14 protein-coding genes are annotated in these 11836 nt (G+C 67.6%); 10 read left to right on the forward strand and 4 right to left on the reverse strand.

Translation table 11 applies throughout. The features are described from left to right. Nucleotides 1-282: IS200/IS605 family transposase (tnpA, locus tag LZ604_RS34565; RefSeq protein ID WP_234520110.1), on the forward strand; the 282-nt coding region annotated here is incomplete at its 5' end. A gap of 146 nt (nt 283-428) precedes the next feature. Here tnpA and LZ604_RS34570 read toward each other — a convergent pair. Next, nucleotides 429-2243, reverse strand: a complete 1815-nt coding sequence (locus tag LZ604_RS34570; RefSeq protein WP_234520113.1) for an ABC transporter ATP-binding protein — start codon at nt 2241-2243, stop codon at nt 429-431. Nucleotides 2244-2472: 229 nt separating this feature from the next. On the opposite strand from LZ604_RS34570, the gene LZ604_RS34575 reads away from it, so the two are divergent. Then, nucleotides 2473-2760 (forward strand): DUF1905 domain-containing protein, encoded by a 288-nt coding sequence (locus LZ604_RS34575; RefSeq protein WP_234520115.1) that lies wholly within the window; start codon nt 2473-2475, stop codon nt 2758-2760. Between the two features lie 226 nt (nt 2761-2986). After that, nucleotides 2987-3223, forward strand: coding sequence for a hypothetical protein (locus LZ604_RS34580; RefSeq protein ID WP_234520117.1), 237 nt, complete (start codon nt 2987-2989; stop codon nt 3221-3223). Nucleotides 3224-3383: 160 nt separating this feature from the next. Here LZ604_RS34580 and LZ604_RS34585 read toward each other — a convergent pair whose 3' ends face one another. Next, a complete protein-coding gene (locus LZ604_RS34585; RefSeq protein WP_234520119.1) occupies nt 3384-3713 on the reverse strand; it encodes a hypothetical protein in 330 nt (109 codons plus the stop codon). A 576-nt stretch (nt 3714-4289) separates the two neighbouring features. Here LZ604_RS34585 and LZ604_RS34590 point away from each other — a divergent pair. From LZ604_RS34590 to LZ604_RS34605, 4 genes are all read left to right on the forward strand, one after another. Continuing rightward, complete coding sequence (locus tag LZ604_RS34590; RefSeq protein ID WP_234520121.1) at nt 4290-5054, forward strand: ISAs1 family transposase; 765 nt, start codon at nt 4290-4292, stop codon at nt 5052-5054. A 186-nt stretch (nt 5055-5240) separates the two neighbouring features. Continuing rightward, complete coding sequence (locus tag LZ604_RS34595; protein ID WP_234520123.1) at nt 5241-5675, forward strand: Rrf2 family transcriptional regulator; 435 nt, start codon at nt 5241-5243, stop codon at nt 5673-5675. Nucleotides 5676-5785: 110 nt separating this feature from the next. Then, on the forward strand, nt 5786-6973 hold the full coding sequence (locus tag LZ604_RS34600; RefSeq protein WP_234520124.1) for an MFS transporter: 1188 nt from the start codon (nt 5786-5788) through the stop codon (nt 6971-6973). Between the two features lie 208 nt (nt 6974-7181). Further along, complete coding sequence (locus tag LZ604_RS34605) at nt 7182-8063, forward strand: MBL fold metallo-hydrolase (protein WP_234520126.1); 882 nt, start codon at nt 7182-7184, stop codon at nt 8061-8063. A gap of 392 nt (nt 8064-8455) precedes the next feature. On the opposite strand, the gene LZ604_RS34610 is transcribed toward LZ604_RS34605, so the two are convergent. Then, nucleotides 8456-9364, reverse strand: a complete 909-nt coding sequence (locus tag LZ604_RS34610) for a LysR family transcriptional regulator (protein WP_234520127.1) — start codon at nt 9362-9364, stop codon at nt 8456-8458. A 137-nt stretch (nt 9365-9501) separates the two neighbouring features. On the opposite strand from LZ604_RS34610, the gene LZ604_RS34615 reads away from it, so the two are divergent. The 3 genes from LZ604_RS34615 to LZ604_RS34625 are packed head-to-tail and all read left to right on the forward strand — an operon-like array spanning nt 9502 to nt 11624. Next, nucleotides 9502-10320 carry an inositol monophosphatase family protein gene (locus tag LZ604_RS34615; protein WP_234520129.1) on the forward strand — a complete coding sequence of 273 codons (819 nt, stop codon included), beginning with the start codon at nt 9502-9504 and terminating at the stop codon, nt 10318-10320. A 41-nt stretch (nt 10321-10361) separates the two neighbouring features. Further along, nucleotides 10362-10958 (forward strand): NADPH-dependent F420 reductase, encoded by a 597-nt coding sequence (locus LZ604_RS34620; protein ID WP_234520130.1) that lies wholly within the window; start codon nt 10362-10364, stop codon nt 10956-10958. 30 nt (nt 10959-10988) lie between these two features. Next, nucleotides 10989-11624, forward strand: a complete 636-nt coding sequence (locus tag LZ604_RS34625) for an SMI1/KNR4 family protein (RefSeq protein WP_234520131.1) — start codon at nt 10989-10991, stop codon at nt 11622-11624. A gap of 97 nt (nt 11625-11721) precedes the next feature. On the opposite strand, the gene LZ604_RS34630 is transcribed toward LZ604_RS34625, so the two are convergent. Then, a partial coding sequence (locus LZ604_RS34630) for a transposase (RefSeq protein WP_234520132.1) occupies nt 11722-11836 on the reverse strand: 115 nt, incomplete at its 5' end.

Consider the following 11836-nt stretch of genomic DNA (forward strand, 5'->3'; position numbering starts at 1 on the left):
GAGGTGTGCGGCAGCTTCGAGACGGAGCTGAAGGAGTTCAACGGCGAAAGCGATCACGTCCACCTGCTCGTGCACTACCCGCCCAAGGTGGCATTGTCGAAGCTGATCAACAGCTTGAAGGGCGTCAGCTCCCGGTACCTGCGCGCCGAGTACACCGGCCGTATCAACCGCATCGGCATCGGCTCCGTGTTCTGGTCCCGCTCCTACTTCGCCGGCTCGTGCGGCGGCGCGCCGCTCAGCATCGTCCGCCAGTACATCGAAGGCCAGAAGCGGCCCACCTGACCGTCACCGAAGACGCGCAGCGAACTCCGACGCTGCGCGCCTCCAACCCGAGCATGCGTTTCCTTCCCCGGCTGAAGCCGGGGATACCCACCCAAGATCAGGGATGGCGCACCGCACGCGTGCCTGCGATGCGCCACACCCGGACCCTAGTGCAGATCGACCGGTGCGGGGCTGTCGTCGAGGAAGCCCCCCGACTGGTGCTGCCACAACCTCGCGTACATGCCGTCCGCGGCCAGCAGTTCCTGGTGCGTGCCCTCCTCGACGATGCGTCCGCGGTCGAGGACGACGAGCCGGTCCATGCCGGCAACCGTGCTCAGCCGGTGCGCCACCACAAGCGCGGTCCGGCCCTCCAACAGCCGCCAGAGCGCTTCCTGTACGAGGAGTTCACTCTCCGAGTCCAGCGAGCTCGTCGCCTCGTCGAGCAGCAGGATCGGCGCGTCCCGCAGGATGGCGCGGGCGAGCGCGACCCGCTGACGCTGGCCGCCGGACAGCTTGACCCCGCGCTCGCCCACCATGGTGGCGAAGCCGTCGGGGAGCGCGTCGGCGAACTCCGTGACGTGTGCCGCCTCGGCCGCGCGGCGGACGTCGGCGTCGGTGGCGCCGGGTCGGGCGAAGGCGATGTTGTCCCGCAGCGAGCGGTGGAACATCGCCGGGTCCTGCGGAACGTAGGCCATCAGGCTGCGCAGGTCGGCCTGGCGCAGCCGGCCGATGTCCTGCCCGCCGACGAGGATCCGACCGCCGTCGATGTCGGTCATCCGCAGCAGCAGCCGGGTCAGCGTCGTCTTGCCGCCGCCCGAGCGGCCGACGAGGCCGATCTTCGTCCCGGCGGCCACGTCGAGGTCGAGACCGTCGAAGAGTCGCTTCCCGCCCGCGTGGGAGAAGCGCACCTGCTCGAATCGGACATCGGCTGCGGCGCGCGCCAGGGGCTCCGGCAACGGCGCATCCAGCACGGTCGGCGGTTCCCGCAGTAGTTCGGTGAATTGGGCGGCCTCCGTCATCGAGCTCTCCAGACGCCGGTAGATCTGGTTGAACTCGAACATGATCCGGGTGGCGTTGGTGTAGTACGTGAAGGCGACCACGACCGCCTCGACGCCGTGCGTGCCGCCGCCGAGCGTGATCGCGAGCAGCAGGCCCAGCGCGTTGGTGAGCACGGACAGTGGTGCGACCAGGGTGTCGATGCGCAGGTTGCCGTAGTCCCAGGAGCGCAGGGTCAGCCGCCTGGACTCGGCGACGCGCAGGCGGTGTTCGGCGGCCTCGCGCTCCTCCGCGCCGAACGCGCGGACCGTGTCCATGTTCATGAGGCTGTCGGCGACATGGCCCGATACCCGGGCGATGGCCTCCTCGCGTTCGTCGACGAGGGTCTGGCGGCGGCGGATGAGCGGCGCCACGCACAGAGCCGTGACCGTGATCATCACCAGTAGTCCGACGACGAGCAGGGGCTGGTAGTGCCAGAGCACTACCGACCCGAACACCAGCGGCACCAGGCTGCCTACGACCTGGAAGGTCATGGTGTCGACGAACTCCTCGAAGCGGGAGGCGAAACTGAGCACCCGCTTCGTCAGCGAGCCGGCGAAGTTGTCGTGGAAGAAGGCGGCGTCTTTCGCGAAGAGTTCGTCCATGCCGATGACGTAGAGATGCTCGATGCCCAGGGCGTCGAGGCGGTTGAGGCAGTGCAGGCCGACGCGCCAGATCGCCTCGGCGGCGAGCAGGACACCGGCGAAGCCCAGCACGTACGGCAGCGTCGAGCCGACGGTGACCCGGGAGTCGTCGGCGACGCGGCCGACGAGCTTCGCGACGACCAGGGGTGCGAGGTAGTTGAGTCCGATGTTGCCCAGGGCCGGCAGCAGCAGCGCCGGCAGCGTCCAGCGCCGGAGCCGGGCCATTTCCCGTCCGTAGTGACGAAGTGCGAGCAGCACCGCGCCTTTGCGGGGTGCGGTCTCACGCGTGTCAGGCAATCCCATCCCAACCTTGAGTCGTGGTGGAGTGGCCGTCCCGTCCGCCACCCAGATGAGCCTTCGTCTCGAGGCCGTCCTGAGTTCCGGTCCGGTGGACGCGCTCTGCGGGGACGTCGGACGGGCAGGCCGGAAAGCGCAGTGTGCCGTCCCGGCGCCCGCCCGGTCCACGCGTTTTCCCGGCCACTGCTGTCGGGGACTGAAAGCCGTCCGGTCGGCCGGCCATAGGATCAACCTCGTGGAACTCACCTTCACCAACCGTGTGATCGAGTGGCGCGGTCCCGCCCCCTGCTACTTCGTGCCGCTGCCGGAAGAGGAGTCCGCCGAGATCCACGAGGTGGCCTCGTCGGCCAGCTACGGCTGGGGGGTGATCCCGGTCGAGGCCCGCCTCGGCGAAGTCACCTTCACCACCTCGCTGTTCCCAAAAGAGGGCGCCTATCTCCTGCCTCTGAAGGCGGCCGTGCGCAAGCCGCAGGATCTTGCGGAGGGAGACGAGGTGACCCTGGAGTTGAGGGTCCGCCTGTAGGTGTGTCCCTCAACCACTCCGCCCGGCAGGCGACTTCGGCGCACGCCCTCGGCGGGGTATCCACGAAACCGCCCCGATGATGGGCCCGTTCATGCCGCTCTGTCACCCTTTTTGCACCTCGAGCACTTCCATGAGGGGGAACGGGACGCGACTCCTCCCCGGCTGAAGCCGGGGGCTTTTCGTTACGCCGGGTTGGCGTCGCGATGGACCAGTCGGCCGGTAGAACGTGGCCGCGGTTCAGCGCGGCCTGGGGCAGCAAGTCGGTCGGGCCCCGCATGCTGAGCTCCTCGCCCGAATCAACGAGCTCACTGCGGCCCACCAGGAGCTCGCCGGCAAGCCGGCCCCCTCCGAAGCAGACCGGGACCGCCTGCAGTTCCCGCTCACCGAGGCTCAGGACGACCCGATCTCGGCCCGGCTGGCGCTGCGGAACATGATGCGCCGTCAGGGCCGCCCCAGCGGGTGACATCGCGACGCCGGGCGACGCGATGGTGAGGAGTTCGTGAGTCGGCCCGGTGCACGCGCCAACCACGAGGCTCGATCGCTTGCGACTCCTGGCCGCCAGATCACCCGAACAGGAACCTGTTCGGGTGATCAAGCCCGCCGAGCGGTAAGCGGAAGGCGTCTCAGGCCAGCCTCTTCCCCATGCGACCCGAAATCTTCTCGGTGTCCTTCGTGTGCCACCACTCGAATAGGTGGGTGCGCACAAGGAATCCGAGGTAATTCAGGGTGTCCTCGGCGAGGTCTCCGCTCACCAGACTCGCTTCATGACCCTGGTAGTCAAGTGAGACCTCCCAGAGCTGCCCTGAGGCGCGGACCTGGATTTTAAGGAGCAATTCCGGGGAGACGGACGGCACCTTCACCTCGAGGACTTCAAGAGAGGTTCCTCCTCCCTCGCTCTGCAGTCCTGAAATCCTTTGAGTAAGTGCTTCCCTTACTTGCTCCGGGGTGGCCATATGGATCCTCTCAGCACTTTACCTTTGCGCTCGCTGCAGCTGCGGTTACGGTCGGGGTTGTGTACTCTACCGTGGCCGTAATGATTCCCTGAGGTGTTAGACCGCCCGGCTTCCCTCCAAGCGGGCCCTTGTTGACGACCACCTTGAAGTTCTTCCTCGGTTTCGGGGAGCAGCCGGTGCCCACCTTGTATCGGTAATACACTCCAGGCGATGCCTCGTAGCCTTTGAAGAGTGTGTCACCTATCTTGTTCTTGAAGCTGGTGCTCCAGCGTCCGCGTGCAACTATGGTTGTGGCCCCAATTTTTCGTTCCGCAGCGCAGAGGCATCTCGCGCGGGCCGATCCAGAAGGTGTAGGCGACCTTTGAGTAGTGCTTCCCCTTGCAGGGGTTTGACGCGCTCCCTGCGGCTGCCGCGTCGGTGGTCGAAACGGCTGTGGCGGTTGCGGCAATCTCGGTGGATGCATTCGCGGGTGTCGTGGCGGTGAGCAGGACAGCGGCTCCTGCCGCCGCAACGAATGTCGAGGCGGACTTGCGTAAATGCGACACGCGCACCCGCTTGGCATGAGTGGCAGTCGCAGTGGACGGCAAATCTCTACGCGGCGCTCTGCGCGCCGACGGGCGCTGCGTCCACCTGATCTCGGCTCTGCGTGACGACGGCATCGTGCTGGCCCAACGCGAGGTCGACACCAAGCACAACGAGATCACCGCGTTCCGCCCCCTACTCGAATCGCTGGACCTGACCGGAGCCGTGGTGACCTTCGACGCGCTGCTGACCCAGACCGGCCACGCGCGGTTCCTGGTCGAGGAGAAGAAAGCGCACTACATCGCCGTACTCAAGGCCAACCGCCCGAGCCTGCACGCGCTCGTGAAGGACCTTCCCTGGAAGGAGGTGCCTCTGATGGACCGCACACGGACCGCTGCTCACGGCCGCGACGAGATCCGCCGCCTCAAGGCCGTCACCGTGCCCGGGCTGCCCTTCCCCCACGCCGACCAGGCGCTGCAGATCGTCCGCCGACGGCGCACGATGCGCACCGGGAAGGTGACGATCGAACGCGTCTATGCACTCACCAGCCTGAGAGCCCACGAGGCAACCCCAGCCGACCTGGCGGAACGAGTACGCGGACACTGGGCCATTGAGAATCGCGAGCACCACGTCAGGGATGTGACCTTCGGAGAGGACGCCTCACGGGTGCGCACCGGCAGCGCGCCACGGGCGATGGCCTCCCTGCGCAACCTCGCCATCGGCACACTCCGCCTGGCCGGTTGGACCAACATCGCCGAGGGCTTACGCCATCACGGGCGCAACATGACCCGGCCGCTGACCGCCCTCGGACTCACGTGATCAATCCCGGCCGGTCGCGAGAACGACGGAGCCCTGGGGTTGGCGGACAACTCGAATCAGTAAACCGCCCGGGGCGCCATAGTCACGCGCCTGCTGGGTGGACTGTCTTGCCGGTGCGGTTGACAGGCGGCCCCGTGTTGTAATTGAATCTGTTACAACACTAGTCGCTCGAGGTAGGAGGGTCCGATGGCCGCCAGTAGTCGCATGACCGTGGCCATACACGCATTGACGTGGATGGCGCTCACCTGCCCTCGACGTCCCGGCGGCGTTGTGACCTCCGACAAGATCGCGGCGAGTGTCAATACAAACCCTGTGGTGATTCGTCGGATCCTCGGCGGTCTGCGTGAGGCCGGCCTGGTCGTGTCGGTGCGTGGTCAAGGTGCGGGTGTGAAGCTCGGGCGACCGCCGGAGTCGATCACCTTGAAAGATGTTTACGAAGCCGTCGAACCCGAGCCGCTCATCGCATTGCATTCGACCCTCCCCAGTCAGGAGTGTCCCGTCGGCGTGGGTCTCCCGCCGGTGCTGCAAGGTGTGTACGGCCGCGCCGAGGGCGCGATGAAGGAAGAGTTGGCGACGATCACCATCGCCGACGTCCTAAAGAAGACGCTCGCCGCCGCCTGAAACGCGGGCGTTCGGTGATATCCGGTTTATTTCCGGCCGATCTTCGGATCGGCCTCTCTTTGAAAGAGTGATGTAACAGAAATAGTTACATCACCAGGAAGGCCTCCGACGTGTACCGATCACTCCTTGTACTGACTGCGGCGCTCTTCGCCATCGGTACGGACAGCTTCGTCATCGCCGGCATCCTGCCCGACGCCGGGCATTCTTTGGGTGTTGGCATCGGGACCGCCGGATGGCTGATCACGGCCTACGCCTTCACCTACGCCATCCTCGGCCCCGTCATGGCGGCGCTCACCACGCGCTGGCCGCGACGCACGCTGTTCCTCACCGGACTCGGCATCTTCGTCGTGGGAAACCTTTTGACCGCATTTGTTCCGAACTTCGGTATCGCTTTGTTCGCACGGGCGCTGGCCGGGCTGGGCGGCTCGATGGTGACCCCGACCGCGATAGCTGCGGCCGCCGCGCTCGCTCCGCCGGAGCGCCGGGGGCGTGCGATCTCCACGGTGATGGCCGGTCTCAGCGCAGCGACCGCGCTCGGTGCCCCCATCGGCACGGCCATCGGCAGTCTGACCGGTGACTGGCGCATCACCATGGTGTTCGTCTCCGCTCTCGGGGCTGTTGCGGCGCTGGCCATCGCGCTTCTGCTGCCCAAGATCCCCAATCCGCCGCTGGTTCCACTGCGGACGCGTCTCGCGCCGCTTGGCGACCGCCGTATCGGCATGGGCCTACTGACGACACTCCTGCTGTTCACCGGCCTGTACATCGTCTACTCCTACATCGCGGACGGCCTGGACCGCGCGACCGGCGGCAGCGGCACCACCCTCGCAATCCTGCTGTTCGTGTGGGGTGTGGCCTCGACGATCGGCACGCTCGGTTCGGGGCACCTGGTCGACCGGCTCGGCGCCCGCCGGATCATCAACTCCGCCCTCGTGGTGCTAGCCATCGACTTCGTGCTGATGCCATGGTCCAGTGCGCACATCGGCACCTCCGTCGTCGCGCTGATCGTGTGGGGCCTGTGCGGCTGGGGATTCATCACGCCGCAGACACACCGCCTGATCGGTGCGATGCCGGCGGCTGCCCCGATGCTGACTGGCCTCCACTCCGCGACGCTCTACGTCGGGGTCTCCATCGCCCCCGTCGTCGGCCAGGGCGCGCTGAACTGGGTCGGCGTGCACTGGCTCGGCCCCATCGGCGCCGCACTGATCGTCCTTGCCCTCGGCGCGGCCGAGATCACACACCTGATCATCACCCGCCGCCCCCACCACCAACCTGCTGCCGAACCGGTTCCGGCCCGGTGACGGCGAGCGCCGCACGGTCCCGACACCGGACGGCGTCACCGGGTGGGCGTGAAAGCGCGCGCAGCCTGGCCACACGGCGCACGCCGGTGGACGCATCAGGTGCCCCCCACAGACTCGGCGACAGTGAGGTCGCCGACCCCGAGGGGAATATTTGAGGCATTCCTGGCAAACAGGAATAAAGCATCGAAAGCATAGAAAGCAGACAACCATGGCTCTCGAATACGACGTCCTCGTCACCCTTCCTCCCCGGGCGGTCCTGCCCGATGGTTCCTCGGTCCGGCCGCTGCCGGCCTGGTCCCCGATGTCGGCGACCCTCATCTACGGGGAGCGGGACGCCATCCTGATTGACGCCCCGCACCTGGAGGAGCAGTCCCGGCAGGTGGCCGAGTGGGTGCTGGCCTCGGGCAAGAACCTGGTCGCGATGTACACCACTCACGGCCACGGCGACCACTGGTTCGGTTTCTCCGAGGTCGCCAAGCACTTTCCCGACGCGCGGATGATCGCCACCGAGGGCACCGTGGCCCTGGCTGAGTTCACCGCCGGAAAGCGAATGGCGTTCTGGAACAGCCAGTTTCCCGGCCAGATCGTCAAGGACATCGTGCTGCCCGAGGTGATCGACGACTACACCTTCCTCCTGGAGGGCGAAGAGGTCCGGTTCGTCGAGGCCGGCGACAGCGACGCACCGGACACCACGTTCGTACACGTGCCGTCCATCGGCCTCGTCGTCGCGGGCGACATCGTCTACAACGGCGTCCACCCCTACCTCGCCGGCGGCGAGAAGGCCCGGCCGCTGCCTGAGCGGCGCGCGGACTGGATAGCCGCCATCGACAAGATAGCTGCGGTCCACCCTCGCGCCGTGGTCGCCGGACATAAGAACCCCGCCAACGACGACGACCCCCGCCACCTGGACGAGACCCGCAAGTATCTGCAGGACACCGAGGAAGTGGCTGCCGTCGCCCGCCACGCCAAGGAGTTCGCCGATCTGATGCTGCTGCGTCACCTGGACCGCATCAATCCCACCATCCTGGCCCTGACTGCCGAACACCTGTACCCCGGAACGACCGTCGACGGACGCGCCATCGAGTGGTGACACTCCACTCCCGCGGGCACCGGCACCACGGCCCATACCGGCCACGTCGGGCCAACCGCGAGAACGACGGAGCCCTGGACGAGGAACACCGGCGAGAGCATCCGAATGATCTCGACCGGGGTCTACACGTTCGGCCTGTGCCGGTCCGACAGTGGGTGGCGGATCGCCGAGCTCACCCTGACGCTGGACAACGCCTTTTAGGGCGGGGCTAGGTGTATTGACCCGCAGCGGCGCGGTCGCTCGGCACGTCGCCTCACGCGGCGGCGATCTGCTTCAACGTCAGCAGCCAGGAGACCGTCAAGACGTTCGTGTCCTGCATTCTCGGCAAACTCGGGCCTCGCGACCGGCGGTGGTCGCGTGGACGTATCGGTGAAGCGGCCGGACGGCGCCGACTACGACGACGCCCCGCCCATGGCCAGCGCGGTTCGCGCCAGCCCGCGCAACCAGGCGTGGGCCTGGTCGGTGTCGTAGCGCTGATGCCACGACAGGTATATCGGTGCCGAAGGCAGTTCGAGCGGGAGGGGGAGCACGACCAGGCCGAGGTCGGCGACCGCTGACCGCGTGGTGGCTTCGGGGACGCTGATCAGGAGATCGGAGCCGCGCGCGAACTCCAGCGCGGCCGCTTCCGTGGGCGCGGTCGCCACCACGCGGCGGGTGAGGCCGAGCCGCGCGAGGGCGTCGTCGAGGGCATTGCTGAGGTTTCCACGTCGCGAGACGTTGACGTGCTCAGCGGCGGCGTACCGCTTTGCGGTGACGGTCCTGACGCGGGTGAGGGGGTGCCCCTGCCTCACGACGATGACGAGGCGGGTCTCGCCCACGTTCTCGGCGCGGATGTCCGGTGCGCTCGGGCGGTTGGCGTTCGCCTCCAGGTCGACCTCGCCGCGCCGCAACTCGGGGGTGTCGATGCTCGATTCCGCGACGAAGCGCAATCGCACGCCCGGCGCCTGTCCGCGCACGGCCGAGAGCAGTGCGGGGCCGCTCAAGGCGACCAGGGAATCGTGCCAGCGGAGTGTGAAAGTGCGCTCCAACGTCGCCAGATCGAGTTCACGGCTCGGTGCCAGCACCCCCTGGACCTGGTGCAGCAGCTCGTGCACCTGTTCCCGGACGGCGATCGCATACGGCGTCGGGGTCATCGTGCGGCCGGTGCGCACCAGGATCTGATCCCCGGTCGTGCGCCGGATTCGGCCCAGACTCCGGCTCATCGCGGGGGCGGTGACGTGCAGGCGCGCGGCCGCCCCGGTCACACTTCCCTCCTCCAGCAGCGCGTCGAGCGCGGCGAGCAGGTTCAAATCCAATTGCATATGAGTAATCCTAGCCGTGCTTGACATGCATTTGAAGTTAATGAAGGGGCTCTATACCGTCGAGACGAGAGCGCAAGACGGAACGCACAGCTTGCCCCGACCGGCCTCATCACCCCTCCTCACACGGGAGTACCACCATGTCCGAAACGCTTCAGACCACTGACGTCGCCGCCTCCGACGCCGACCTGCTCGGCCGGACTGCGATCGCCGTGCGCGCGGCCGGTTCGGCGCTGCGCGAGCGCTTCGGCGAGGTGGTCCGCTACCGGAACCGTGAAGAGCTGATGCGCGCGCTCGCCGCCAACGACGACACAGCCCTCGACATCCTGCGCCCCCGCCTCACGCGCCTGCGGCCGGACGCCGACTGGGTGGAGGACGAGCTGGACGGCGGGGCGCTGCCGCCCGGCGAATGGTGGGTCGTGGATCCGGCCGAAGGCAACGTCAACCACCTGCACGGTCTGCCGGAGTGGGCGGTGACCGCCACCCTCGTGCGTGAGAACCAGCCGGTGCTCACTGCGGTTCACCTGCCGTTGACCGGCGAGACCTACACCGCGCTCACCGGCGCGGGCGCCTACCTCGACGGCCGACCGCTGCACGTCTCCCAGACCGCGGACCTCGGCCTGAGCATCGTGGCCACCAGCCAGGCCCGGCCGGACGAGGACGAGAAGGTCGTGCGGCGCGTCGGCTCCTCGATCACCGCGATGCTCTTCGACGCGCTCGTCGTCCGCACCGCCGTGCCCGCAACCCTGCACCTGCTGAACGTGGCCGCCGGCCGGATCGACGCCTTCTGGCAGTTCGCCGGCGCCCGCGCGGATCTGCTGCCCGGGGCGCTGCTCGTCACCGAGGCCGGCGGACAGATCTCCGACGCCGAGCGCCGCCCCTGGACCCCGCAGAGCGAGAGCCTCCTGGCCGCCGCGCCCGGCGTCCACGCCGAGGCCGTCGCCACGCTCTCACGCTGACCGCGCACCACAACCTGCACGCACGGAAGGACCAGATCATCATGACCACGATCGCAGTTCTCGGAAACGGCCGCGTCGGCGGCAATCTGGCCACAGCCCTCACCCGGGCAGGGCATGAGGTGACCGTGGCGGACCGCGCGCCGGGCGCCGCCGCCGACGCTGCCCGGACAGCCCAGATCGTCATCAACGCCACCCCGGGAGTCGGCTCGCTGGACCGACTCGTCGCCCTGCGCGAGGAACTGCGCGACAAGATCCTCGTCGACGTCTCCAACGCCACCGTCGACGGACCGGACGGACTGCCTGCCCACCTGATCTACCCCGGCTCAAGCCTCGCCGAGCAACTTCAGGAAGCGCTCCCCGAAACGCGCGTCGTCAAGACACTCAACACCATGCTCTTCCCGGTGATGACCGCGCCGGCCACGCTCACCCAGGCGCCCGACGCCTTCCTCTCCGGCGACGACCTGCAGGCCAAGCAGACCGTCCGTGAACTGCTCATCAACCTCGGCTGGCGCAAGGAGTGGATCACTGATCTCGGCGGGATCCAAACCGCCCGCGCCACAGAGGCCGCGATACTGTTCGTACCGCACGTGATTCGGTCCAGCGGATTCGCGCCCTTCGCGATCTCGGTCGCCCGCTGATCCGCACACAGTGCACCGCCGGGGCACGGCATGGCGCAGACGAAGTTCGCCAAGCAGGTGGAAGAGACCGCCGAATCCCTCGCGTTCGGTATCGGCCGGGCGCCCTCTTCGTCGCCGGGTTGGATTGCCGGTCGACCGGTTATCTTGCCTGGCATGCAAGCAGTGGACTGGGACGAGGTAGGAGCACGGACCGTCGCCCTCTACGCACGGCAAGGAACGGGCGTCGGCAGGCAAGGTGGTCTCCCAGAGGTCCTGAGCGAGACGCAAGTGCGCCAAGCCGAGGAACAGTTCGGTGTGGCGTTTCCCGATGAGTATCGCCAGTACCTGCTTCGGGTCAGCGCAGGCGGCCGGGTGCGCACGCTGCGGTTTGAGGGGGCGCGCTGGGACTGGGATGGTGCCCGGTATGGGGACCATGCGAAGCTGCATGTCCCCTTCCCCGACCAGGACACCGCGCTCGCGGCGAGCGAAGTTGTCTGGGAGAGCGAGCCGAAGCGGGAGGACTATGTCTCCGACACGGCTTACCAAGCTGATTACGACGCTTGGCGAGAGGCCGCGGATGCGGCCGAAGACGCCCGGGCTACCGGGGCCATCTTTCTCTGCGACGACGGTTGCGGCTTCTACACCCTTCTGGTGGTCAGCGGGCCCATGCGAGGAACCATCCGTTGATCTTGCGTGTGTATCCCGGGCTTCAGCCGGGGAGGGAAACGCATCCTCGGCCCGGAGGCGCGTAGCGTCGGAGTGCGCTCTGCCTCCGTGGTGACGGTCAGAGGGGCCGTTTCTGGCCCTCGATGTACTGCCGGGTGACGGTCAGCGGTGCACCACCGCAGGAACCCGCGAAGTAGGAGCGGGACCAGAACACCGACCCCATCCCGATGCGG

The organism is Streptomyces glomeratus (assembly GCF_021462825.1).
Classification (GTDB): domain Bacteria; phylum Actinomycetota; class Actinomycetes; order Streptomycetales; family Streptomycetaceae; genus Streptomyces; species Streptomyces glomeratus.